21 protein-coding genes and 2 pseudogenes are annotated in these 22,651 nt (G+C 71.3%); 8 read left to right on the forward strand and 15 right to left on the reverse strand.

Annotated features, from left to right (window positions below; all coding sequences use genetic code 11):
• Window positions 1-479: 479 nt before the first annotated feature.
• Window positions 480-1,001: a GNAT family N-acetyltransferase gene (locus tag BX286_RS33925; RefSeq protein ID WP_079431483.1), complete on the forward strand. Its 522-nt coding sequence runs from the start codon at window positions 480-482 to the stop codon at window positions 999-1,001.
• On the opposite strand, the gene BX286_RS33930 is transcribed toward BX286_RS33925, so the two are convergent.
• From BX286_RS33930 to BX286_RS33950, 3 genes are all read right to left on the reverse strand, one after another.
• A complete protein-coding gene (locus BX286_RS33930; protein WP_100861852.1) occupies window positions 998-2,107 on the reverse strand; it encodes an IS630 family transposase in 1,110 nt (369 codons plus the stop codon). The genes BX286_RS33925 and BX286_RS33930 overlap by 4 nt on opposite strands.
• A gap of 618 nt (window positions 2,108-2,725) precedes the next feature.
• Window positions 2,726-3,211, reverse strand: coding sequence for an RICIN domain-containing protein (locus BX286_RS37720; RefSeq protein WP_159036862.1), 486 nt, complete (start codon window positions 3,209-3,211; stop codon window positions 2,726-2,728).
• Between the two features lie 151 nt (window positions 3,212-3,362).
• On the reverse strand, window positions 3,363-4,100 hold the full coding sequence (locus tag BX286_RS33950; protein WP_100864516.1) for an SDR family oxidoreductase: 738 nt from the start codon (window positions 4,098-4,100) through the stop codon (window positions 3,363-3,365).
• Window positions 4,101-4,192: 92 nt separating this feature from the next.
• On the opposite strand from BX286_RS33950, the gene BX286_RS33955 reads away from it, so the two are divergent.
• Entirely contained in the window at window positions 4,193-5,080 is an 888-nt protein-coding gene (locus BX286_RS33955; protein ID WP_121017443.1) for a LysR family transcriptional regulator, read from the forward strand.
• Between the two features lie 92 nt (window positions 5,081-5,172).
• Here the strand turns inward: BX286_RS33955 and BX286_RS33960 are convergent.
• The 4 genes and pseudogenes from BX286_RS33960 to arr all read right to left on the reverse strand — a co-directional run.
• Window positions 5,173-5,999, reverse strand: a pseudogene (locus BX286_RS33960) (IS5 family transposase); the annotation flags it as partial.
• A 204-nt stretch (window positions 6,000-6,203) separates the two neighbouring features.
• A complete protein-coding gene (locus BX286_RS38160; protein WP_398898866.1) occupies window positions 6,204-6,632 on the reverse strand; it encodes a transposase in 429 nt (142 codons plus the stop codon).
• Between the two features lie 172 nt (window positions 6,633-6,804).
• On the reverse strand, window positions 6,805-7,308 hold the full coding sequence (locus BX286_RS33980; protein WP_121017445.1) for an N-acetyltransferase: 504 nt from the start codon (window positions 7,306-7,308) through the stop codon (window positions 6,805-6,807).
• A gap of 163 nt (window positions 7,309-7,471) precedes the next feature.
• Window positions 7,472-7,882, reverse strand: a complete 411-nt coding sequence (gene arr, locus BX286_RS33985) for an NAD(+)--rifampin ADP-ribosyltransferase (RefSeq protein ID WP_100864513.1) — start codon at window positions 7,880-7,882, stop codon at window positions 7,472-7,474.
• A gap of 762 nt (window positions 7,883-8,644) precedes the next feature.
• Between arr and BX286_RS33990 the strand changes: the two genes are divergently transcribed.
• The 3 genes from BX286_RS33990 (at window position 8,645) to BX286_RS36855 (ending at window position 11,579) form a co-directional block, all read left to right on the forward strand.
• Window positions 8,645-9,736, forward strand: a complete 1,092-nt coding sequence (locus BX286_RS33990; protein ID WP_121017446.1) for a cation diffusion facilitator family transporter — start codon at window positions 8,645-8,647, stop codon at window positions 9,734-9,736.
• A 356-nt stretch (window positions 9,737-10,092) separates the two neighbouring features.
• Window positions 10,093-11,397, forward strand: a complete 1,305-nt coding sequence (locus BX286_RS33995) for a ferric reductase-like transmembrane domain-containing protein (RefSeq protein ID WP_079423280.1) — start codon at window positions 10,093-10,095, stop codon at window positions 11,395-11,397.
• A gap of 17 nt (window positions 11,398-11,414) precedes the next feature.
• Complete coding sequence (locus tag BX286_RS36855; protein ID WP_159402052.1) at window positions 11,415-11,579, forward strand: hypothetical protein; 165 nt, start codon at window positions 11,415-11,417, stop codon at window positions 11,577-11,579.
• A 115-nt stretch (window positions 11,580-11,694) separates the two neighbouring features.
• Here BX286_RS36855 and BX286_RS34000 read toward each other — a convergent pair whose 3' ends face one another.
• On the reverse strand, window positions 11,695-12,390 hold the full coding sequence (locus BX286_RS34000) for a hypothetical protein (protein ID WP_148710322.1): 696 nt from the start codon (window positions 12,388-12,390) through the stop codon (window positions 11,695-11,697).
• 443 nt (window positions 12,391-12,833) lie between these two features.
• Between BX286_RS34000 and BX286_RS34005 the strand changes: the two genes are divergently transcribed.
• On the forward strand, window positions 12,834-14,114 hold the full coding sequence (locus tag BX286_RS34005; RefSeq protein ID WP_100864510.1) for a serine hydrolase: 1,281 nt from the start codon (window positions 12,834-12,836) through the stop codon (window positions 14,112-14,114).
• Window positions 14,115-14,133: 19 nt separating this feature from the next.
• Here the strand turns inward: BX286_RS34005 and BX286_RS34010 are convergent, their stop codons facing one another.
• Window positions 14,134-14,721 carry a TetR/AcrR family transcriptional regulator gene (locus BX286_RS34010; RefSeq protein ID WP_121017449.1) on the reverse strand — a complete coding sequence of 196 codons (588 nt, stop codon included), beginning with the start codon at window positions 14,719-14,721 and terminating at the stop codon, window positions 14,134-14,136.
• Between the two features lie 86 nt (window positions 14,722-14,807).
• On the opposite strand from BX286_RS34010, the gene BX286_RS34015 reads away from it, so the two are divergent.
• Window positions 14,808-15,254, forward strand: coding sequence for a nuclear transport factor 2 family protein (locus BX286_RS34015; RefSeq protein ID WP_100864508.1), 447 nt, complete (start codon window positions 14,808-14,810; stop codon window positions 15,252-15,254).
• On the forward strand, window positions 15,251-16,099 hold the full coding sequence (locus BX286_RS34020) for an NAD(P)H-binding protein (RefSeq protein WP_100864507.1): 849 nt from the start codon (window positions 15,251-15,253) through the stop codon (window positions 16,097-16,099). Before BX286_RS34015 ends, BX286_RS34020 begins: the two co-directional genes overlap by 4 nt.
• A 21-nt stretch (window positions 16,100-16,120) precedes the next feature.
• Here BX286_RS34020 and BX286_RS34025 read toward each other — a convergent pair.
• From BX286_RS34025 to BX286_RS34050, 6 genes and pseudogenes are all read right to left on the reverse strand, one after another.
• Window positions 16,121-16,999 (reverse strand): annotated as a pseudogene (locus BX286_RS34025) (phosphate ABC transporter substrate-binding protein PstS); the annotation flags it as partial.
• Between the two features lie 54 nt (window positions 17,000-17,053).
• On the reverse strand, window positions 17,054-18,463 hold the full coding sequence (aspA, locus tag BX286_RS34030) for an aspartate ammonia-lyase (RefSeq protein WP_121017452.1): 1,410 nt from the start codon (window positions 18,461-18,463) through the stop codon (window positions 17,054-17,056).
• A gap of 55 nt (window positions 18,464-18,518) precedes the next feature.
• A complete protein-coding gene (locus tag BX286_RS34035; protein ID WP_079431482.1) occupies window positions 18,519-19,535 on the reverse strand; it encodes an asparaginase in 1,017 nt (338 codons plus the stop codon).
• 90 nt (window positions 19,536-19,625) lie between these two features.
• Window positions 19,626-21,065: an amino acid permease gene (locus BX286_RS34040; protein ID WP_100864505.1), complete on the reverse strand. Its 1,440-nt coding sequence runs from the start codon at window positions 21,063-21,065 to the stop codon at window positions 19,626-19,628.
• Window positions 21,062-21,739 (reverse strand): FadR/GntR family transcriptional regulator, encoded by a 678-nt coding sequence (locus BX286_RS34045; protein WP_079423267.1) that lies wholly within the window; start codon window positions 21,737-21,739, stop codon window positions 21,062-21,064. The genes BX286_RS34040 and BX286_RS34045 overlap by 4 nt, the downstream gene beginning before the upstream one ends.
• 85 nt (window positions 21,740-21,824) lie before the next feature.
• On the reverse strand, window positions 21,825-22,616 hold the full coding sequence (locus BX286_RS34050) for a gamma-glutamyl-gamma-aminobutyrate hydrolase family protein (RefSeq protein ID WP_100864504.1): 792 nt from the start codon (window positions 22,614-22,616) through the stop codon (window positions 21,825-21,827).
• Window positions 22,617-22,651 lie beyond the last annotated feature (35 nt).

The following is a 22,651-nucleotide window of genomic DNA, read 5'->3' on the forward strand; positions in this document are numbered from 1 at the left end:
CGATCCGGCCGAAGGCGGTGTCGGTATCCGTGCTCCGGCCGCCGCTGAACGCCTCGATCATCGGCTTGTACTCGGCCCGGCCGACCCCGCCATCGCCGTTGGCGCGCAGGATTCCTCCTCCCAGACGAACCTCCGTACCCAAGCAGGAGCCGTGTGTTCGCCGCCACCAGCGTCTGCACCACTCCCGGACAGGCCGGGTTGCACGGGCTTGGAACCCGGACCGCTCCCCGCGGCGCGGCGGGGTGCTGATGCGGCGGCCGTAGGCGGCGGCGCGCCCACGCAGGCTGTGGCTGTCGGCATCCAGCCGTGAGGGGCCGGCGTTCCCCCCGACGGCCGTAACCGCTCCTGCTCTGGGACGTGTCCGGTCGATCATGTGATGGCGAGGGCCACCACCACACGACGGTGCACCCTCTTTCGGTACGACGCGGGAAGCGCAAAAATCGGGTGCGGATCGCCGGCCCGGACTGTTTCCTCACCTCATGCACACGACGAGACTGGTGCGGCTCCACCCTTGGGCGGACAACGACCTCTGGCTGCTCCGGCGGCGCAATACCGCGGAGATGACGACCCACCTGGGCGGCCCCGAACCGGACGCTGCCCTCCTCGCCCGCCACCGCCGCTGGACGGCCATGAGCGCGAACGCTGCGCACGAGGGCCGGGTGTTCCGAGTGGAGTCCCCGCAGGGAGACACCGTGGGGACGGTCTCCTTCGCGCCGAAGGAGCACGAGGGGGAGCCGATCTTTGAAGCGGGCTGGGGGGTTCTCCCCGAGTACCAGCGCCAGGGATGGGCGACGGCCTCCGTCAGAGGCCTCCTTGCCCACCTGGCAGCCCTCCCCTCGGCACACCGTCGCGCAGCGGTTCACGCCTTCCCCCGTGTGTCGAACGAGGCCTCGAACGCGGTCTGCCGTGCGGTGGGTTTCACCCTCCTGGCCGAGACGGTGCACGAATACCCCCCGGGCCAGCACCACTCCAGCAACAACTGGCGCTTCACCCTCCCCTAGTGTCCTGAGTCGGTAATTCGTCGGCAGTACGAGGCGAGGGATTCGAGGATCTGGTCGGCAGTCTTGGTCCAGATGAACGGCTTGGGGTCTTCGTTCCATGAGTCGATCCAGGTGCGGATGTCCTTCTCCAGCGCCTGGACCGACTTGTGGACTCCTCGCCGTATCCGCTTGTTCGTCAGCTCGGCGAACCACCGCTCGACCAGGTTCAGCCAGGACGAGCTGGTGGGCGTGAAGTGCATGTGGAACCTGGGATGGGCCAGCAGCCACTTCTTGACCGCCGCGGTCTTGTGGGTCGCGTAGTTGTCGCAGATCAAGTGGACCTGGAGTCCGGCAGGGATCTCCTTGTCGAGCTTGTTCAGGAACTTCCTGAACTCCTCGGCCCGGTGCCGGCGGTGGAGGGACCCGATCACCTTGCCGGTGGCCGCGTCGAAGGCCGCGAACAGCGTGGTGGTGCCAGCGCGGACGTAGTCGTGACTGGCCCGCTCGGGCACCCCGGGCATCATCGGCAGCACCGGCTGGGACCGGTCCAGCGCCTGGATCTGCGACTTCTCGTCCACACACAGCACCAGCGCCCGCTCCGGCGGATCGAGATACAGCCCCACCACGTCATGGACCTTGTCGACGAAGAACGGGTCCGTGGATAGCTTGAACGTCTCGGACCGGTGCGGCTGCAAGCCGAAAGCCCGCCACACCCGGGAAACGGTCGACTGCGACAGCCCGGTCTTCTTCGCCATCGACCGGGTCGACCAGTGCGTGGCGTTCTCCGGCTTCGACTCCAGCGTCCGGGCGATCAGATCGGCGACCTGCTCGTCCATCACCGTGCGGGGCCGGCCCGGACGCGGCTCGTCCGACAACCCGTCGAGACGGTCCGCCAGGAAACGCTTACGCCACTTCGAGACGGTGTCGCGGGACACCCCGACCCGCTCCATCACCGCACGCGTCGACACGGGAAAGCCGTCCTCCCCGACATCGTCACAGGCCAGGATCACACGGGCCCGCATCGCCATGTCCTGCGCGGACTTACGCCGCCGCACCCACCCCTCCAACACTGATCGCTCAGCATCAGTCAAATCCAGCGGCGCAAGCTTCGGTCCCGGGCGCGTCATGCCTCAACTATATGGAAATTTAAGACTCAGGACACTAGGACTTGTCCGGCCGATCATGTGACTACTTCGCGGCCAGGTCGTTGATGTGGTCATGGGGCGGGGTGATCTGACGGATGCCGCAGGGGAACGGCTGCGGCCGTTCCTGCCAGTCAGCAACCGGCGTTGTGGGCGGTGGCGGGATCACCGGCAGGTGATCGACGGGATTCTGCACCGGGTGCGGACTGACGGAACACCAGGACGAAAACGCCGTGGCAGAGCCTGGTCGCCCGCCTGGTGGAGGTGGTGCTGGAGGTGAGGGCCTGGGCCGCTCGCGCGGAGGGTTCACCAGCAAGCTCCACCTGAGCGCGGACGGCCACTGCCGCCCGCTGTCCCTGATCGTCACCGCGGGCCAGCGGGCTGACTGTACCCAGTTCAAGTCCGTCCTGGAGAAGATCCGCGTGCCGCGGCCGGGGCCGGGTAGGCCCCGGCAGAAGCCGGCCAGTCTCGGGGCCGACCAGGCCTACAGCAAGCGCGGCTATATCTGTCTCGGCACCGCAACAGCGGCAGCCCTCACCATCTGGCTACGAACTGGATCGGCCAGACAAGTGCTCACGCGGCCCGACGCGCGGGGCCCCCGCTCTACCAGCTCGGAACGCCGTTCCAGAGCTGGTTGGCGCCCTTGTGGCAGCTCCACTGGCTCGCGCCGGCGCCCCACGCTGTGCTCCAGCCGCCGATCTCCAGGCACTTGCCGCTGTGGATGTTGACGAGGGCCATGGCTCCGGTCCCGTCGTCGGGGTAGTCGATCGCGTACCACAGCTGGTTGTCGCCACCAGTGCAGTCCCACTGCCGGGCAGGTGCTCCGTCGTCCGTGCGCCAGTCGGCGATCTCCAGGCACTTGCCCGAGTTGTTGTTGATCAGCCTCCAGCGGAAGGAGGGGAATTCCTGCTTGAAGTACCAGCTCTGGTGCGCGCTGCCGGTGCATCCCCACTGGGTGGCGCGAGCGCCGTTGGCCGTCGACTCCCCGCTGATCTCCAGGCACAGACCGCTGTTGCCGTTGGTGACCCTCGGGACGTCCGTCGCCGAAGCCGGCGTGGCCGCCATGCCGATGGCGAAGGTGAATGCCATGGCAAGTCCGCCGAGGAGTTGGCGTCGTATCGCTTTCATCATGTCCCGTCTCGTACGTCGTGTGGAGGAGTCCGGCGCAGGCCGATGGTGCCTCCAGGGGAGCACGCCCCCGTTGCATCTGGTTTCTGCGGAATTCACGGCGGGTTCGTGATCACCAGGGGACGACGCCTTCGTCCTCGAAGAACGAACCGGTCGGGCCGCCGTCGGGGAGGGTGGCGAGCCGGATCGGGGTGGCTGCTCCCTGTGCGGGGGTGCGCGGTCCGTGGAAGCCTGTGAAGTCGGTCGCGACCAGGCCCGGGCAGGCGGCGTTGATGAGGATGTTGGTGCCGGCGAACTGTCGGGCGTACTGCAGGGTGAGGGCGTTGAGGAAAGATTTCGACGGTGCGTAGGCCGCCATGACGGGGCCGATCTCGGTGTCCGGGTCCGCCTGTCGGGTCAGGGAGCCGACGCTGCTGGAGACGTTGACGATGCGTGGGGAGGCGGAGCGCCGCAGCAGTGGCAGCATCGCGTTGGTGACCCGGACGACGCCCATGACGTTGGTGTCCACAACGGTGCGGAGCACTTCCAGGTCGAGCGTGGTCGGCTCCTGGAGCCATCCCGGGCCCATTTCGCCCGGGATGCCGGCGTTGTTGACCAGTGCGTCCAGGCGCCCGGCCAGTCGTTCGATCAGTTCTGCGGCGGCGGTGACGCTGCGGTCGTCGGTCACGTCCAGTGGTACCCCGAACGCGTCCACGCCGGCGGCGCGCAGTTTGCCGACGGCGTTTTCGCGTCGGGTCGCGTCGCGGGCTCCCACACCGACGCGGTAGCCGAGGCTGCCCAGTCCGGCCGCGATCTCGTAGCCGATGCCCTTGTTCGCGCCGGTCACCAGCGCGGTGGTCGTTTCGCTCATGCCGATGATGTTGGTCCGTGGGCGGGTGGTGCGGCCAACACCGGTACGGTGCCCTGTCATACCCGCCGGGTATCACCGCGTATGCTGCGGCCGTGGACACCCTGGAGACCCGCGAGTTGAGGTACTTCGTGGCTGTGGCCGAGGAGTTGCACTTCGGGCGCGCCGCCGAGCGTCTCGGCATGGCCCAGCCGCCGCTGTCGCGGGCGATCCAGCAGCTCGAACGGCGCCTGGGGGTCTGTCTGCTGGAGCGCAACCGCCGTGGTGTCCGCCTGACCGGTGCCGGGGAGGTGCTGTTGCAGGAGGGCCGGGCGGCCCTCGACGCGGCCGCTGCCGCCGTCCGCCGCACCCGGCGCGCCGGGGGTGCCGACAGTCCCGGCGGCTCCCGCGGTCGGCTGGTCCTCGCGGTGAAGGCCGCCGCGTCCCACGAACTGCTGCGGAAGCTTCTCGACGCCTACGCTGCCGAGCCCGACAGTGCCGAGATCGAGGTACTGCCGTGCGGCATACGCGAGCAGGAAGAGCTGCTGCGCGACGGACGCGCCGATGTTGCGCTCATGCAAACGCCGTGGAACTCCCTCACCGGGCTCGACAGCGAGGCACTGGCGGCCGAGGGGCAGGTCGCCGTCCTGCCTGCCGGGCACCCCCTCGCCGCCCGCGAGACCTTGTCCCTGGCCGATGTCAGGGACGTCCCCGGTCTGCCGCTCGCCCGCTGGCCCACCCGCGGCACCTACGCACCCGGCCCTGGCCCCGAGATCCACAACCAGACACAACTGGCCCAGCTGATCGCCCTCGGACGCACCGTGGCGGTCGTCCCCGACTCCGCCCGCTCCTGGCTGTGGGCCGAGCACGCGGCCGTCCCCCTGGCCGACGCACCTCCCGTCGTGACCCACATCGCCTGGCCCGCGCACAGCCGCTCCCTCACCCTGGCCGGGCTGGTCCGCACGGCCGCACGGCTATGGCCAGGCCAGAACGCGAAACAGTGAGAATCCCACCACACGGATGAGATCCGGCGAGAATTCGTCAGCTTGGGTGCGACAGGACACCACCCGCGGTCCCCCGTACGCCCCGGCCGGCACCTGCGCCCGCTGCGCGACCCGGATGCGCCCGAGTTGGACGAGGACGACGAGGCCCGTTCGACGGTGTTCCGCTTCTTGTACCGCTCTTCGTCGAAGCCTGGTGGGCGTCCGCGGTGTGCCGGATGCCCCGGCGCCGCAGGTAATCGCGGCAGGGCCCGTTGCTGTAGGCCTTGTCCGCGGCGAGGCTGTCGGGCTTCTTGCGGGGACGGCCCAGTCCGGTGCGGGGAACGCGGATTTTCTCCAGCACGGGCTTGAACTGGGTGCAGTCCGCCTGCTGCCCTGGCGTGACGATCAGGGACAGCGGGCGACAGCGGCCGTCCGCGCTCGGGTGGAGCTTGCTGGTGAACCCTCCGCGCGAGCGGCCCAGGCCCTCACTTCCAGCACCACCTCCACCAGGCGGGCGGCGAGGCTCTGCCAGGGCGTCTCGTCCTGGTGTTCTGTCACCTCGGCCCCCTTTGAGGCCGGTGCCGGCGGGGGTTCGGTGCGGGCACCGGGCACCGGCAGCATGTTGGTGAGCACGGACGATGGTGGAGTCGACCGAGATGTCCCAGTCGATCTCACCTGCCGCGTCCGCCGCGGCCTGGACCTGCTGAAGAAGACGCTCCCACGTTCCGTCTGCGGACCACAGCCGGTGGCGTTCGTAGACGGTCTTCCATGGGCCGAACCGTTCGGGCAGGTCACGCCACTGAACGCCGGTCCGTACGCGGTGCAGAATCCCGTCGATCACCTGGCGATGATCCCGCCACCGGCCACAACGTCTGTTGCTGACCGGCAGGTACGGCCGCAGCCGTTCCCACTCGGCATCTGTCAGATCACCCCGCCCCATGTCCACATGCGGAGTAGTCACATGATCGGCCGGACAAGTCCTAACACCCCGAAGCGACCTCAGTCGCCGGCCGTGCGCCGCCTGAGCCTGGGCGAAGGCGGCCGGCCTGGCTGTCGGTCCTCTCCGGGCTTGTGCGCCGGTGGGCCGCCGCCGCAGGTACCCGCGGCAGGGGCCGTCCGCGCCCCGGCAAGCGCTGGTGCCGCGTCAGACAGCGTTTGCCCCGTGACGGTACGGTCGGCTGGTGGATGTGAGGAGACAGCCGCCGATCTGTGAGGAAGCCGACGTATTCAGGCCGAGTTGGCCGGTGTGGTTGCCGTAGGCCCAGACCAGGGCCGGGCGATGGTGAGCGGCAGTCACCTGTTCCAGCAGGATGTGGGCAGCGGCGCGATCGCCCACATCAGCAGCGGTGACCATCACGCCCAGCAGCAGGCCGAGGGTGTCGACCACGACGTGCCGCTTGCGTCCGTTGACCAGCTTGCCGCCGTCAAAGCCACGGGTGCCGGCGCCGGCCACGGCATCCGCCTTCCCGGACCAGGCCGCGATCCCGCCAGTGCCGGAAGAACGCACAGACCCGGTCCGGTCCCACGGCGGGAAGTCGGCCGGCATCGCCCGCCACTTGATGCCGTTGTCCACGAGATAGCCGACCGCGTCCCGGCACCGGCACCAGCGGCCGCACCACCACCCACTCCGCGTCCGTCATGTCGCTCGGATACCGACGCTCTCGCAGGCGATCGTCGGCGGCGTTTCCGAAGCGGTGAGCCAGACAGTCACACTCCCGAGCACCCGCGATTACGGTAAAAGCTACTTACGCGTCGGGGAGCTCCGGCAGGGCGAGCCAGTCCGACCAGGAGATCTCTCGGCCGAGGAAGCGCGGCTGCTCGAACGGCCAGTCGGTGGCGATCCACTGCGGCACCAGCTCGTCGAGGGCCTGCTCGACCTTGCTGCCCACCAGCTCGTCCACCACCCACCAGGAGATCTCGCCGTCCGCGCCGGCCCGCTCCGGTGGGTCGATGTAGACGCAGCCGAGCAGAGCTGTCTCCGCCGCATCGAACAGCGCGTAGTTGAAAGACTGGTGTGCGGCGATCTCCTTCTCGTGCCGCAACAGGTCGGCCTGGTCGGCCTCGTAGGTCATGGTGGCCGCGGGCCAGCCCCAGGCTGGCCCGTAGATGGTCCACAGCCGCTCGCGCGAGCCCATCACAGCCGGATAGTCGAGCGGGGTGTCCGCCTCCCGGATCGGCCGCAGGTGATGACCACCGCCCGGCAGCGGTACCAGGACGGGATGGACGAAGTTGTCGGGGAGCCAGCTCATAGCGCGCGACGGTAGCAGCGCGCGGCCGTCCGCTCCTCTGGATTTTCCCCGGATACCGCCAGGCGCTGTTCTCATGCCGGGCGGTGCCCGCGATAACCCGACCAAGACTCCCGTCCGATCGACAGAATCCATGATCGGTACGGCAACGGTTTCGGGCGCTGCACTAGTTGATGATTTCGGCGCGGTCATCCAGCCGGATTGCGGCCAGACGGTCTTGCCACATGCGGAGAGCTTCGGGTGTCTGTCGCGTCCAGTCGGTGACCTCACCGACGACCCGGAGCGGATCCCGGCTGCGATAGGAGCGGGTGGGATTGCCGGGGAACTTCCTGTCGGTGACGTTGGGATCGTTCTCGAACTCCCCGGTCGGTTCGACCAGATACACTCGCGGGGTCCCGTCGCCGGAGGCGAGTTCGGCGGCGAGTCCCGCGCCGTCACGCAACGCGGTGAAGTAGATGTGGTTCATCACGATTTCGGGCCGGTAGTTGGAACGGAATCCCGCTGTGAGGTGGTCTCCGACCTTCAGCTCGGCCTTTGTGCCGTGAAAGAACGGCCCCTTGTCCAACACCTCGTCCATCGTGGCAGGTTATCAAACACAGCTGCCGTGCTGGCGAGCTGTGCATGACGGCTCGGGCGCCGTGATCCCACCAGCTGCTGACCATGGTGCCGCCCCTCCCGGCGGCACCTCACCCAGCCCGTCCTGCAGCTGGACGAGGCCTCGACAACCGCCTCGACCGGCCTCAAGTGCTGATGGCCCGCGAGCCACGTCGGTAGACCCGCGGCAGGGTGGCGACCTGCGCCGGCACCGCTCAGTCGGGCGGTTCCGGTACGGGCGGGGGCCCGGGTTCCCGGCCGGGTTCCGGCGGGTCCTCCGGTGTCGGCGGGGGCTGTCGGGGGTCGCGGGGTACCGGCTGCGGCTCGCGCGGTTCGGGCGCGGGGTCGGCCGTCGCGCGCTCGCGGCGCGGGGCGGAATCGGGGGCCTGTGTCACGGCAACGCTCCTTCTCGGCTCCTCGGCGGGATTCACCTACGGCGCGTACGGCGCGGCCCGCGCAGGTGCAGCGCACGCCACCGGCCGTCGACGAACGCCTGCCCGGCCCGCCGCGGCATACACCTGAACGGCCGCCCGTCCGGGCTCGTCCCGGCGACGGCCCGCGAGGGACCCGGGAGAGCGGGATCGGGGGAGGGACCCGAGGAGCAAGTGGCGCGAGCAAGGGATGACCGGAAGGCCGCCGCCCCCGCCGCTCGCCGGGCCCACGTTTGAACGGCGGCCCAGCGAGCACCGGCGAAGGGACGGCGCGCACGCGGGCGACCGCCGCAGTCCGGGTGAGGGAGCAAGCCATGGCCGTACGGCAGGACAGCACCGCGGACACCCCCCGCCCGCATACGGGCCCGAAGGGCTCCACGGACCCCCGAGCCGGCGCCCCCGGCCCCGTGCCCTCGGGCGGCGGCCGGGACGGCGAGACGCGGCTGACGGTGTGGGTGGCCCTCGCGGCGAACCTCGCGATCTGCGGGGCCAAGGCCGTGGGCGGGGTCGTCGCCGGTTCGCCGGCCCTGCTCTCGGAGGCGGCCCATTCCGTGGCCGACAGCCTCAACGAGGTGTTCCTGCTGGCCTCGGTCCGCCGCAGCAGGCGCCCGGCCGATGCCCGGCATCCCTTCGGCTACGGCAAGGAGCGGTTCTTCTGGTCGCTGCTCGCCGCCGTCGGGATCTTCGTCACGGGAGGCTGCTTCTCGGTGTTCCAGGGAGTGGAGGCGTTCCGCTCCGGCGGCGGGGAATCGCACGAGGGCTACGTGATCGGCCTGATCGTCCTGTCCGTCGCACTCCTCGCCGAGGGCGGCTCACTGCTGCGCGCCCTCCTCCAGGTGCGGCGCACCGCGCGGGCCGCCGGGCACGGGACGGCCGAGGAGGTGCGGCAGGCGCGCGATCCGGCGCTGCGGACCGTCCTCGCGGAGGACGCGACGGCCTGCGTGGGCGTGCTCCTCGCCATGGCCGGGATGGCGCTCCACATGGCGACCGGACAGGTGGCGTACGAGGCGTGCGCCTCCGTCCTCATCGGCATCCTGCTCGTCTACGTGGCGTACGTGCTCGGCAGGGGCGCCCGCGACCACCTGATCGGCGAGGCCGCCGACCCCCAGCTGCAGGCCCGGGTCCGGGACATGCTCGAGGCGCAGCCCGAGATCGACTCCGTGACGGCCCTGCTGACCATGCGCCTGGGGCCGGACGCGATACTGCTCGCCGCCGGGATCGACCTGACGGCCGGGTACGACAGCGAGACCGTCGAGGACGCGATGGTCCGCGTCCGCACCGAGCTGAAGCGGTGCTGGCCCGAGCTGGACCAGGTCTTCCTGGACGTCACCGACGCGGCGGCGGCCCACCGCTCCGCGGCCCACCGCCCCGCGCCCCGGCCCCGCCGCCCTGCTCCCGGGCGGTAAAGAGTTCTCCAAGTGAGCCCCCCCGAGCGTGATACGCGGCCGTTCCGTGTGTGCGCTGTCCTGCAGGAACGCACAGCAGAACGAGCGAAGAAGACCTGCCTGCGATCCCCCTGGCGGGTGTCACCACCATCCCCATAACGGGACATCGCCTACCAATCCGCTTGCGTGACGGAAGTCATTCCGCGCAGATCGTCATTGCCCGGCGCAAGAAAATTTGCACATAGTTGCCATTGCGATTGCCCCTGACGGCCCTTCCGGCCTCTGCTCCGGCGGCGCGGCCGCGGCCCCGGCCGCCCGGGGGCGGGGCAAACCGATCCGACGGACCGTCGAAGGGTGGAAGGGACGTGCGTGCGCCGATGAAGACCGCGCCCCAGCGGCTGCGGGCCGGCCTGGCCGCCGGAGCGGCCGCGGTCGTCCTGTTGTGGGCGGCCCAGGTGCAGCCGTCCGCCCGCCCCGACGACCTCATCGCCGCGGGCGCGCACCTCACCGGACTCCTCGCCGGCTACGGCATCCTGGTCATGCTCTTCCTGATGGCACGCGTCCCGGCGGTCGAGCACGGCGTCGGCGCCGACCGCCTCGCCCGCTGGCACGCCTTCGGCGGCCGCTGGGTGGTGCTGCTCTGCGCCGCCCACGGCCTCCTCGCCCTCGTCGTGTACGCCCTGCGCAGCGGGACCGACCTGCTCACCGCCAACAGCGACCTGCTCGGGTACCCGGCCGTCGCCGCCGCCTGCGCCGGAGCGGCCCTGCTGGCCTGTGTGGGCCTGGTCTCCGCGAGGGCCGTGCGCCGCCGGATCCCGCACGAGACCTGGCGCGGCATCCACCTGCTCACCTATCTCGCCGCCGCCCTCGGCTCCCTCCACCAGCTGGCCGGACCCGACATCGCCGTCACCTCCCTGACCACCTGGTTCTGGGCCCTGCTGCACACCGTCGTCGGCGTCCTGCTCGTCTGGTACCGCGGCGTCGTCCCGGTCCGCCAGGCCCTGCGGCACGGGCTGCGCGTCGCCACCGTCGAACGCGAGGGCCCCGGCGTGGTCTCCGTGACCATCCAGGGCGGCCGGCTCGGCGAGCTCCAGGCCGAACCGGGCCAGTTCTTCCGCTGGCGCTTCCTCCGGCGCGGCCTGTGGCACACCGCCCTGCCGTTCTCGCTGTCCGCGCCCGTCCGCGACGACCGCCTGCGCATCACGGTCAAGGCGCTCGGCGCGCATTCCCGGCGGGTGCGGAGGCTGCGCCCCGGTACCCGGGTGCTGGCGACCGGCCCGTTCGGCGCGCTCACCCGCAGGCGGCGCACCCGTCCCAAGGTCCTGCTGATCGCCGGCGGCATCGGGATCACCCCGATGCGCGCCCTGTTCGAGGCGCTGCCCGCCGGTCCCGGTGACCTCACGCTGCTCTACCGGGCGGGTGACGCCGGCCAGCTGGTCCTGCGGGACGAGCTGGAAGCCATCGCCGCGGAGCGTCAGGCCGCCCTGCACTACCTGGTGGGCCGCTCCGACGGCGCCTACGACCCGCTCGCCCCCCAGGCACTGCGCTCGCTCGTGCCCGACCTGTCCGACCACGACGTGTACCTCTGCGGGCCGCCCGCAATGGCCGATGCCACGACCGCCGCGCTGATCCGTGCCGGAGTCCCTTCCGGGCGGATCCACTCCGAGTGCTTCACCTACTGAGGACCCTGACCTTGGCGATGAACCCGTCGACCCACCCCCGGCACCGCAAGCCCTCGCGCTCGCGTCGGCTCGCCGTCGGCCTCGCCCTGGTCAGCGTGCTGACCGCGACCGGCATCACCATGACGGTCGACCCCGCCGCGCCGCCCCCGGGCGGACGCCCGCACCTCCCGGCCACCCGCTGACCGGCAGGCGCGACCGCACGGCCACCGCCGGCGGGCAGGCGTTCTCGTCCGACGAGGACGAGACCTCGATGACGGTTCGACCCTGTGCCTGTGCCGATCGGCCCGCAGCTCTGCGTCACCGCTTCGGCGGACGCCCAGGCACTCTCTGGAGGATCGCCTCGCGAAGCCGCACCCGATCCGAGTCCCTTCTGAAGCGGACCCCCCTCTGTGCCTCGACTGCTCCAGCCAGCCTCCTGGCCTGCTCCGTGTCGAGTTCGTCGATCATTTGCAGCGCGAGGCGCATAGCGTGGTATTGCTCGAACGGGGTGCGCGGGTGCGTGATGGCGCCAAGAGCCGCTTCGAAGTTCCGCAGTTCAGGTCTGGCCTGCATCATTGCCAAGGCCGTGATGCGCTGCTCGTCTGTGCCCTCCCGCAGCCAGCGCAAGACCTCGGCCGACTCGAAGGACTGTTCCTGTGCCAAGCGGCGCGCACGGGCCATCACCTCTTCCAAGGCCCGGGTGCGCGAGGCGCCGGCAGGCATGGAGCCGCGTGCTGAGCTGTAGTCCTCGGCGATGGGCCCCGCAGCGTCCAACAGGGCCCTCGCTTCTGCACGCAGTTCACGAGCGGTGGCGATGTCTCCGCGGCGCTCGGACTCTTCCGCCAGCGCGAACCTCTCCGCTGCGGCAGCCCGAAGCCTCAGCGTGGCCCCTCCGAACTCAAGGCTCTCGACGCGGCTGCCGAGCAGAGCGACGAGAAGCAGGACGCCCCCGAACACGATGAGCGCTGCCGCGCCGGTCCCGTTCTGAGTTGCGAATACTGCGAGTGCGCCCAAACCGAATGACCCCGCACCCATGAGAGCCGTAAGCGCACGCAAGGTGGGCCTGAACCAGAGGGTCCCGGCCCGCGCCTTCATCGGACTGCCAAGCGATTGCCCTGTTCCGTTTCGTCCCGACACCGTCGGATCCATACGCCGGTCCCGCCGAATCCGCTCAAAGATCCATTCACGCGACCTGTGCACACCGGTCTCCTGACACGACCGTGATCAACAAGCCCAGAGTGAGCGGCCAAACAGCCCTGAGCCGCCATTACTCCAACGGTGGCATGCCGCTGACCATCACACCCGGTGGCTCCCAACCCCGGGTGCAGGTGGCGTACCAGCGCCTGCACCGGTTCCCGGTCGAGCGGCCTTGGCGACGGCCGTTCCGCCGTGCGGGTGGATAACGCCCCGCCTAACCTGGGAAGGACGCGAGGTCCGGGTCGGGCAGGGAGGTCGCCGTGAGCCATGCAGACAAGCGACAGCGCCTGTGCCGGAAGGCCTGCGTGGGGCTCGCCGCGGCGGGCCTCCTCGCCCTCCCGGCGGCCAGTGCCCTCGCCCATGCCCCGCAGCCCGCCCCCCAGGCGACCCTCTCGGCGGAGCCCTCGCCCTCGGGCGGCTTCCCCGCCCTCGACGACGCGACGGCCGCCAAGCTGGACAGGGCCGTCCAGGACGTGCTGAAGAAGACCGGTGTCCCGGGCGTCATCGTCGGGATATCCGCACCCGGCAAGGGCGAGTACACACGGGCCTTCGGCGTCGCCGACAAGGCCACGCGACAGCCGATGGCGGCCGACTTCTACTCGCGCATCGGCAGCGAGACCAAGACGTTCACGGTGACCGCGCTGCTCCAGCTCGCCCAGCAGGGAAAGGTCGGCCTGGACGACCCCATCGGGAAGTACGTCGACGGCGTCCCCAACGGCGACAAGGTGACCCTCCGGGAACTCGCGGGCATGCGCAGCGGACTGCTCAGCTACACCGCGACGCAATCCTTCTACAAGGCCCTCACCACCGACCCGACGCGCAGGTACACCCCCCAGGAACTGCTGGACTACGCCTTCAAGGCGCCCAAGCCGGTGATCTTCGCGCCGAACGCGCAGTTCAACTACTCCAACACCAACCTGATCCTGCTCGGGCTGGTGGTCGAGAAGGAATCCGGGCAGCCGCTCTCCGCCTACATCCGCGACCACATCCTGCGTCCCGCGGGGATGAGCCGCACCAGCTTCCCCGACGACGCCTCGTTCCCCACCCCGCACGCCCACGGCTACACCCAGCAGACGGCGACGGGGAAGACGGAGGACGCCACCGACTGGAACCCGTCCTGGGGCTGGGCCGCCGGCGCGATGATCTCCGACCTGCCCGACCTGCGGATCTGGGCCAAGACCCTGGCCACCGGCGTCTTCCCCGACGGCACCCGGATGGTCAGCCCCGAGATGCAGAAGCAGCGTCTCGACACCCCGCCCACCAGCATCCCCGGTGCGGGCTACGGCCTGGGCATCTTCGACGTGCAGGGCTGGATCGGCCACAACGGTTCGCTGCCGGGCTACCAGTCCCTCACCATGTACCTGCCCGGACAGCAGGCGACCATGGTCGTCCTCCTCAACACCGACATCCCGTACGGACCGCAGCAAGAGGAACCGAGCACGGTCTTCGGCCAGGCGCTCACCCGCGTCCTCACCCCCGACCACGTCTACAACCTCCCGGCGGCGGCCCAGAAGGACATGACACCCCCGCCGACACCCTGACCGGCCCGGGCCGGACCGGTCAGCCGGCGACGATCCGGGCCGCGTAGCGCGCCAGGCGGGCGCGGAGGTCCTCGCGCGGGACGCCGTCCTGGCCGGCGAGGCGTTCGACGAGGTCGGCCCGGGTCGCGGCGAGCAGGGCGTGCGCGGTGAAGCCGGGGTCGGTGAGGCCGGGGATCTCCTCCAGTACGGATCGCAGCAGGCCGTGCCAGCGCTCGTAGTGCTCCGCCTGGTAGAGGGCGGCGCCGCCCCCGCTCGCCTCCAGGGCGAGGGCGAGGCGGCGGTTGTCGAGTTTGAAGCACAGGACCGCGTCGAGGAGGGCGGGCACGCGTTCCTGCGGCGGGGTGCCGGGCCCGAGCGGCGGGGGCCCCGCCTCGACGGCCTCCCGGACGGGTTCGAGCCGGGCCTCGTACAGGGCCCGCAGCAGGCCGGCGCGGTCGCCGAAGGCGCGGAAGACGGTCCCCTTGCCGACGCCGGCGGCCGCCGCGACATCGGCCATGGTGAGGTCCTCGGGGCTCTGGGAGCGGGCGAAGAGGGCGTCCGCGGCCTCCAGGACGGCCAGTTGGTTGCGGACGGCGTCCTTGCGGGTCTTGCGTTCGGGTTCGGGCACGCGGTTCCTCCAATTGAAAAACGGACCCGGGGTCCGTATCGTTGAAGCGGACCCACGGTCCGTATTCTATGAGGTGGAGGATGCCCATGTCCGTACCCGTGTCGACTTCCCCGGCCGAGCTGTACCGCCACGGCCTGCGACTCCTGCTGGCCAAGGACATCTCCGGCTGGGTGGCCCTGTGGGCCGAGGACGGGGTGATGGAGTTCCCGTTCGCGCCCCCGGGGCGGCCGAGCCGCCTGGAGGGGCGGCGGGCCATCGACCGTTATATGCGCCCCTACCCGGAGCACATCGACCTCCACGACTTCCCCGAGGCCGACCTGCGCATCCACGAGACCGCCGACCCGCGGACCATCGTGGTCGAAATGCGCGGCACCGGCCGGCTGGTGCGGACCGGCGGCCCCTACGACATGACGTACATCGCCGTCGTCACCGTCGACCGCGGCCGCTTCACCGCATACCGCGACTACTGGAACCCCCTCGCCGTCCCCTCGGCCCCCGAAGCCGGCAACGTACCCGCCGGGAGCAGCCGATGACCGTCGCGCATACCACCACGCTCGTCATCGGTGCCACCGGCACCACCGGCAGCCGGACCGCCGCGCAGCTCACCGCCGCGGGCCACGCGGTCAAGGCGGCCGGCCGCAAGGGCACCGCGGTGGCCGGAGCCGAGCCGGTCCGCTTCGACTGGTACGACCCGGGCACGCATGACACGGCCCTCGACGGCGTCGACCGCCTCTATGTGATCCCGCCCGTCGGCGATCCCGACCCCGCGGCCGTGGTCCTCCCGTTCCTGCGCCGGGCCCGCGCCCGGGGCGTACGGCGCGCGGTGCTCCTGAGCGCCTCCTCCATCCCGGAGGGCGGTCCGGCGACGGGCCGGGTGCACGCGGCCCTGCCGGGCATTTTCGACGAGTGGGCGGTCCTGCGGCCGTCCTGGTTCATGCAGAACTTCACCGGCGACCACCTGCACGCCCACGGCATTCGCACCGACGGCGCCTTCGAGACCGCCGCGGGCAGCGGCCGGATCGGCTTCGTCGACGCCGACGACATCGCCGCCGTCGCGGTCCGCGCCCTCACCGACGCCCGGTCCCCGGACACGGACCTCGTCCTCACGGGACCCCAGGCGCTGAGCCACGACGATGTCGCCGCCGTCATCGCGGAGGTCACCGGCCGGTCCGTCATCCACCGGCCCCGGCCGTACGAGGAGGTGCGCGACCGGCTCGCCCGCCTGATGCCGTCCGCGTTCGCCACGATGCTGGCCGACATGGACCGGGCCGTCTCCGAGGGGGCCGAGGACCGCGTGACCGACACCGTCGAGCGCCTCACCGGCCGCCCCGCCCGAGCCTTCCGCGAGGTCGTCGCAAGGGAATCGGGAGGCTGCTGAGCCTTCCGGACTCACGGCCGCTCAGCCGAGGACGGCGAGGTTCTCGCGGACCTTCTGCGCGAGCGTGGGCGGCAGCGTGCCGTAGCCGTTCTCGGCGGCGGCGCGCTGCTCCCGTTCGGACACGGCGGAGACGAGGAAGGGACGGTACCGCGCCAGGGCCTCGCCGTTGTCGCCCCGGTCGCACACCACGGCGTAGGCGAGCTGCACGATCGGGTAGGCGCCCGCGGCCCTGGTCGCGTAGTCCAGCTCCACGGTGAGGTCCGCCCCGGTGCCGGTGACCCGGCCGCTCTCCACGGCCTTGGCGGCCGAGTCCGGGCCGACGGCGACCGCTTCGGGCGCGCCGGTCGCGATCTTGACGGTGGTCAGGCCCGTGGCCTCGCCGCCGGGGCGGGTGAACGAGACGCCCCCGGCGGTCTGCTTGACCGTCCGGGCCACGGCGCTGCCGGACACGCCCGGACCGTTGCCGACGGCGGCCAGGGAGGACTGGGGGATGCTGCCCCAGCCGGTGGGCACGACGGTCGAGAGGTACTGGGTGAAGGTCAGGGTCGTGGTGGACTCGTCGGTCGGGGTCACCACCTGGATCGCCGTGTCGGGCAGGGGCCGGCCCGGATTGGCCGCGGCGATCTCGGCGTGGTTCCAGCGGGTGATCTGGCCCCGGAAGATCCGGGCGAGGGTGGGCGCGTCCAGGGTGAGCGATTCCACCCCCGGCAGGTTGACGACGACGGCCACGGGCAGCACGCCGAGCGGCAGCTGGACCGGCTTCCCGCGGGGACAGCGGGCGGCTGCGGACTCGGTCTGGGCCGGCGTCAGGAGCCGGTCGACCACGGCGAAGTCGGCCGAGCCGTCCGCGAACTGCTGGATCCCGGCGCCGGTCCCGGTGGGCGCGTAGTCGGCCCGGGCCCCGGGCCGTGCGGTCTTCCAGCGCGCGCCGACCCCTCTCCCGCGGACGGCCGGTCAGGCCCCGGCCGCGCCGGTTCCCGCGATCACTTCGGGCCGCAGCAGGGCGGCGAGCCTTTCGGGCGGGAGCAGCCCCTTCTCCAGGACGAGCTCGGCCACGCCCCGGCCGGTGGCGAGGGCTTCCTTGGCGATGCCGGTGGCGGCGGTGTAACCGATGTGCGGGTTCAGGGCGGTCACCAGGCCGATGGAGTTCTCGACCGTGGCGCGCAGGGTCTCGGTGTTGGCGGTGATGCCGGCCACGCAGCGCTCGGCGAGGGTGAGGCAGGCGGCGCGCAGGTGGGTGACGGACTTCGACAGCGAGTGCAGGATGATCGGCTCGAAGGCGTTGAGCTGGAGCTGGCCGGCCTCGGCGGCCATGGTGATGGTGACGTCGTTGCCGATCACCTCGAAGGCCACCTGGTTGACGACCTCGGGGACCACCGGGTTGACCTTGCCGGGCATGATGCTCGAACCCGCCTGTACCGGCGGCAGGTTGATCTCGCCGAGTCCGGCGCGCGGCCCGGAGGACAGCAGGCGCAGGTCGTTGCAGGTCTTGGAGAGCTTGACGGCGATGCGCTTGAGTACGCCGGACATCTGGACGAACGCACCGCAGTCCTGGGTGGCTTCGACCAGGTCGGGCGCGGTGACCAGGGGCAGACCGGTGATGTCGGCGAGATGGCGGCGGGCCGACTCGGCGTATCCGGCCGGGGCGTTGAGGCCCGTGCCGATGGCGGTGGCGCCGAGGTTGATCTCGTGGATCAGCCCGACGGCCTCCGCGAGCCGGCTGCGGTCCTCGTCGAGCATCACGGCGAAGGCGGAGAACTCCTGCCCGAGCGTCATCGGCACGGCGTCCTGCAGCTGGGTGCGGCCCATCTTCAGCACGTCGTGGAACTCGGCGGCCTTGCGGGCGAAGACGTCCTGCAGGACGGCCATGGCCTCGAGCAGGCCGCGCACCGCCGAGACGGTCGCGATCCGCACGGCGGTCGGGTAGACGTCGTTGGTGGACTGGCCGAGGTTGACGTCCTCGTTGGGGTGCAGGTGCCGGTAGTCGCCCCTGGCGTGGCCCAGCAGCTCCAGCGCCCGGTTGGCGATGACCTCGTTGGCGTTCATGTTGGTGGAGGTGCCGGCGCCGCCCTGGATGACGTCGACGACGAACTGGTCGTGGAGCTTGCCGCCGCGGATCTCCTGACAGGCGGCGACGATGGCGGCCGCCTTGGCGGGCTCCAGCAGGCGCAGTTCCTCGTTGGCGAGGGCTGCGGCCTCCTTGACGGCGGCGAGGGCGACGATCAGGTGCGGGTAGGCGGAGATGGGCGTGCCCGTGATGGGGAAGTTCTCGGTGGCGCGCAGGGTGTGGACGCCCCAGTAGGCGTCGGCGGGGACCTCGCGGTCTCCGAGCAGGTCGTGTTCGCTGCGGGTGGAGGCGGTCATGGGTGTGCGGCCCTCTTCCTGAGGTGGGGGCAGGGATGGTGAACGGGGATTGGGGTCAGGTGGTGGCGCGGGCGCCGGGCGGGGCGAGCGCCGCCACCGGCCGGATGCCGCCGACCGGCCGGCCGCCGCCGGTCGTGGGCTCGCCCCGGAACCCGACGAGCAGCCGCGGGTCGACTCCGGCGCGGGCGAGGGCGGCGGCGGTCACGGGGACGCGCGCCCGGTCCGCCCCGTCGGCGATCTTCACGGCGACGGCCCGGCCGTCGGGCAGTGCGGCGACCTGGACGCCCTCGAAGCCGTCCTTGGCAAGCAGTCCGGGCACCGCGCGCATCAGTTCGGCCGTGTCCCGCCCCGTGCCGGAGGCCATCGCCGGGTGGGCGCGCAGCGCGTCCGCCACACGGCGCTCGGCGGTGCCCGGCGCGGCCGTGGCGATGCGGGCGGCGGCGCGGGCCAGGCCGTGCAAGGACACCGCGAACAGCGGGGATCCGCAGCCGTCGACGGTGACGTTCGCGATGTGCTGTCCGGTGAGTTCCCCGACGGCTTCGGCGATCGCCCTCTGGAGCGGGTGGGCCGGGTCGAGGTAGGTCTCCAGGGGCCAGCCGGACAGCCAGCACAGGTACAGCATGGCCGCGTGCTTGCCGGAGCAGTTCTGGGCGAGCCGGGAAGGCCCGCGGCCCTGGCGCACCCAGGTGTCCCGGACCGCCGGGGCGTACGGCAGGTCGGGGACGTTGCGCAGGTCGTCCTCGGTGAGGCCGGCCAGTTCGAGGATCAGCCGGGTACCGGCGAGGTGGTGCTCCTCGCCGGAGTGGCTGCCCATCGCGAGGGAGAGCAAGGCTCCGTCGAGCGGCAGACCGGCCCGGACCATGGCGACGGCCTGGACCGGTTTGAGGGCCGAGCGTGGGTAGCAGGCGGTGTCGATGTCCCCGATGCCCAATCGGACGTCGCCGTCGCGGCCGAGGACGACGACGGAGCCGTAGTGGACTCCCTCGACCACGCCGCCCCGGGTGACGTGGGCGACGGGTGCGTGCCGGGGCTCGCGGATCGGGGGCGCGTCGGCGAGGAGGGTGCTGCGCATCATTGCCTCGTTCGGTGGTGGGCTGCTGTGGACCGGTGCGGCCGGCGGCCGGCCCGGCCAGGAGGGACGGGCCGGCCGCCGGCGTCCGTCTCAGCCCTCGCTCGTGGCCGCGGCGCGCACCACGCGGCCGCGCACCGCGAACCAGCCGGCGACCAGCGCCGCGCCGATCAGCGGAACGCACAGCACAGTGGTGCGCGCGGCCCCTCCGTCGGCGTACATGAGGACCAGGACGGAGGCGAGGAAGGCCAGCGTCACGACTTCGGTCCACGGGGAGCCGGGCAGGCGGTACGCGGGGCGGGTCAGTTCACCGTTACGGGTCTTCCGCCAGAAGAGGAGGTGGCAGACCATGATCATGCCCCAGGTGGCGAGGATGCCGATCGCGGCGAGGTTGAGCACGATCTCGAACGCGTCCGCCGGGACCACGAAGTTGAGCCCGACGCCGAGGACGCACATGCCGCTGGTGAGCAGGATGCCGCCGTAGGGAACCTGGCTACGGCTCAGCCGCGCGGTGAAGCGCGGGGCGGAGCCGCTGACGGCCATCGAGCGCAGGATGCGGCCGGTGGAGTAGAGGCCGGAGTTGAGCGAGGACATGGCCGCGGTGAGGACGACGAGGTTCATCACGTCGCTGGCCGCCGGGACGCCGATGTGGGAGAGCACGGTCACGAAGGGGCTCTGGCCGGCGCTGTACTTGTTCCACGGCATCAGCATCGACAGCAGGACGACCGAGCCGACGTAGAAGAGGCCCACGCGCCACATGATCGAGTTGATCGCCTTCGGCATGATCTTCTCGGGGTTCTCGGTCTCACCGGCCGTGACGCCGACCAGTTCGACGGAGGCGTAGGCGAAGACGACGCCCTGGACGACCAGCAGCATGGGCAGCAGGCCGTTGGGGAAGATCCCGCCGTTGCCGGTGATCAGGGCCGGGCCCGGCACGGTGCCGTCGACGGGGTGCCGGGTGGCCAGCAGGAAGATCCCGATCGCCATGAAGAGGACCAGGGCGCCGACCTTGACGATGGCGAACCAGAACTCCAGTTCGCCGAAGATCCGCACCGAGATGAGGTTCACGGTGAGGACCACGGCCAGGGCTATGAGCGCGATCACCCACTGCGGGACGTCGGAGAACAGGCGCCAGTAATGGGTGTAGGTGGCGACCGCGGTGATGTCTGCGATGCCGGTGGTCGCCCAGTTGAGGAAGTACATCCACCCCGCGGTGTACGCGCCCTTCTCCCCGAGGAACTCCCGGGCGTACGAGACGAAGGCGCCGGAGGACGGCCGGTACAGGACGAGCTCGCCGAGCGCGCGCACGACGAGGAACGCGAAGATCCCGCAGACGGCGTAGGCGACGAACAGTGAGGGACCGGCGTCGGCGAGGCGTCCGCCCGCACCGAGGAAGAGGCCGGTGCCGATGGCCCCGCCGATGGCGATCATGTTGACGTGCCGGGGTTTCAAGGACTTGCTGTAGCCGGTGTCCCCGGCGTCGACGTGACGGGTCGTGGGGCGCTTCTCGTCTTTGAGGAACTGCTCGCTCACGCCTCGGGTCTGCCTTCCGTAGGGGTGGCCGTGCGCTGGGGGCGCACGATGTCGGTGAGGGTCGTCTCGACCCGCAGGAGGTGGTGGGACATGGCCTCCACCGCGTCGTGCTCGGATCCGTCGACCAGCGCCTCGAGGATGGCCCGGTGCTCGCAGTTGGACTGCTCGCGCCGGCCGCCCAGTTCGTTGAGGAAGGTCGACTGACGCGCCAGTGCGTCGCGGATCTCCTCGATGACGCGGCGGAAGACGGGGTTGCGGGACGCCTCGGCCACCGCCAGGTGGAAGACGGTGTCCATGGCGACCCACGCGGTGGTGTCGGTCTCCTGCTCCATCCGGTCGAGCAGATGGCCCAGATGGTCGAGGTCCTCCGGGGTGCGGCGCAGCGCGGCGTACCCGGCGACCGGGATCTCGACATGCCGGCGCACTTCCAGCAGGTCGCTGGCGGCGTAGTCGCCGAAGGTGGGGTCCTCGACCGTGTTCGCCAGGACGAACGTCCCCTTGCCGCTCTTGGAGACGGTCAGGCCCATGGCCTGCAGGGCCCGGAGGGCTTCCCGCAGTACGGGGCGGCTGACCTCGAGGGTCCGGCACAACTCGGCTTCGGAGGGGAGCTTGTCGCCCACGGCGTAGTCACCGCGCTCGATGGCGCTGCGCAGGTGGCCGAAGACCGCTTCCATCGCGCTGACGCGCCGCGGGAGGGGGCCAGCTGTCTGGCTGTCTGACAGGTTCACGCTGTGATCTTGCTGGGTGCGCCGCAAGGTGTCAAGAGACCTGGATCGGGGGGGCCGGGACCGCAGAGCTTCCTGCTCCACGGCTCTTCCGTCCTGCCGTGTGCGCCGGTCCGGTGCCTGCGGAGGAGCCCGCAGCAGCCACCAGGGCCCGCACGACCGGCGCGTCGCCGCCCGTCTCCGGGTGCCACTGGACGCCCACGGCGAAGCGGTGCCGGCTGCTCTCGACCGCCTCGACGGTGCCGTCCGCCGCGCGGGCGGCGACGACCAAGCCCGTGCCGAGCCGGTCCACCGCCTGATGATGGTGCGTGGCGACCTGGCGGGTCCCCGGCAGGAGGGAGCCGATCCTGGTTCCGGGGACGGTGGTCACGGCGTGGGGGCAGAAGTGGCCCCGGTGGGGGTTGTGGCCGTGGTGGCCCACGCTGTCGGGCAGGTGCTGGACGAGGGTGCCGCCCGCGTGCACGTTCATCAGCTGCATCCCCCGGCACACTCCGAGCACGGGGATGTCCCGGGTGAGGCCGGCGGCCAGCACGGCCCGCTCCCACCCGTCGCGCTCGCGAACCGGCGGCCCGGTACGCGGATGGGGCACGGCGCCGTACAGGGCGGGATCCAGATCCTCGCCCCCCGTCAGGACGATCGCGTCCAGGCGCTCGACCACGTCGGCCGCGGCCTCCGGCGCGTCCGGCGGAAGCAGCACCGCGCGGCCGCCCGCCGCCCGGACGCAGTCCGCGTAGGCCGAGGGCAGCACTGCGGCGGGCAGGTCCCACTCGCCCCACTGTGCGGTGGTGAGGTAGGTGGTGAGGCCGATGAGTGGTGGGTGTGACATACCACTTCCTTTCGGGGCATGAGGGATGATCGTCG

It is taken from the genome of Streptomyces sp. 3211.6 (assembly GCF_003634815.1).
GTDB classification, from domain to species: Bacteria; Actinomycetota; Actinomycetes; order Streptomycetales; family Streptomycetaceae; genus Streptomyces; species Streptomyces katrae_A.

Excerpts from the sequence above, each read along its gene's own strand:
- BX286_RS33925 (WP_079431483.1), top strand. The coding sequence starts at position 480 with ATGCACACGACGAGACTGGTGCGGCTCCACCCTTGGGCGGACAACGAC.
- BX286_RS33930 (WP_100861852.1), bottom strand. The coding sequence starts at position 2,107 with ATGACGCGCCCGGGACCGAAGCTTGCGCCGCTGGATTTGACTGATGCT.
- BX286_RS37720 (WP_159036862.1), bottom strand. The coding sequence starts at position 3,211 with ATGGCATTCACCTTCGCCATCGGCATGGCGGCCACGCCGGCTTCGGCG.
- BX286_RS33950 (WP_100864516.1), bottom strand. The coding sequence starts at position 4,100 with ATGAGCGAAACGACCACCGCGCTGGTGACCGGCGCGAACAAGGGCATC.
- BX286_RS33980 (WP_121017445.1), bottom strand. The coding sequence starts at position 7,308 with ATGAGCTGGCTCCCCGACAACTTCGTCCATCCCGTCCTGGTACCGCTG.
- arr (WP_100864513.1), bottom strand. The coding sequence starts at position 7,882 with ATGGACGAGGTGTTGGACAAGGGGCCGTTCTTTCACGGCACAAAGGCC.
- BX286_RS33990 (WP_121017446.1), top strand. The coding sequence starts at position 8,645 with ATGGCCGTACGGCAGGACAGCACCGCGGACACCCCCCGCCCGCATACG.
- BX286_RS33995 (WP_079423280.1), top strand. The coding sequence starts at position 10,093 with ATGAAGACCGCGCCCCAGCGGCTGCGGGCCGGCCTGGCCGCCGGAGCG.
- BX286_RS36855 (WP_159402052.1), top strand. The coding sequence starts at position 11,415 with ATGAACCCGTCGACCCACCCCCGGCACCGCAAGCCCTCGCGCTCGCGT.
- BX286_RS34015 (WP_100864508.1), top strand. The coding sequence starts at position 14,808 with ATGTCCGTACCCGTGTCGACTTCCCCGGCCGAGCTGTACCGCCACGGC.
- BX286_RS34020 (WP_100864507.1), top strand. The coding sequence starts at position 15,251 with ATGACCGTCGCGCATACCACCACGCTCGTCATCGGTGCCACCGGCACC.
- aspA (WP_121017452.1), bottom strand. The coding sequence starts at position 18,463 with ATGACCGCCTCCACCCGCAGCGAACACGACCTGCTCGGAGACCGCGAG.
- BX286_RS34035 (WP_079431482.1), bottom strand. The coding sequence starts at position 19,535 with ATGCGCAGCACCCTCCTCGCCGACGCGCCCCCGATCCGCGAGCCCCGG.
- BX286_RS34045 (WP_079423267.1), bottom strand. The coding sequence starts at position 21,739 with ATGGAAGCGGTCTTCGGCCACCTGCGCAGCGCCATCGAGCGCGGTGAC.
- BX286_RS34050 (WP_100864504.1), bottom strand. The coding sequence starts at position 22,616 with ATGTCACACCCACCACTCATCGGCCTCACCACCTACCTCACCACCGCA.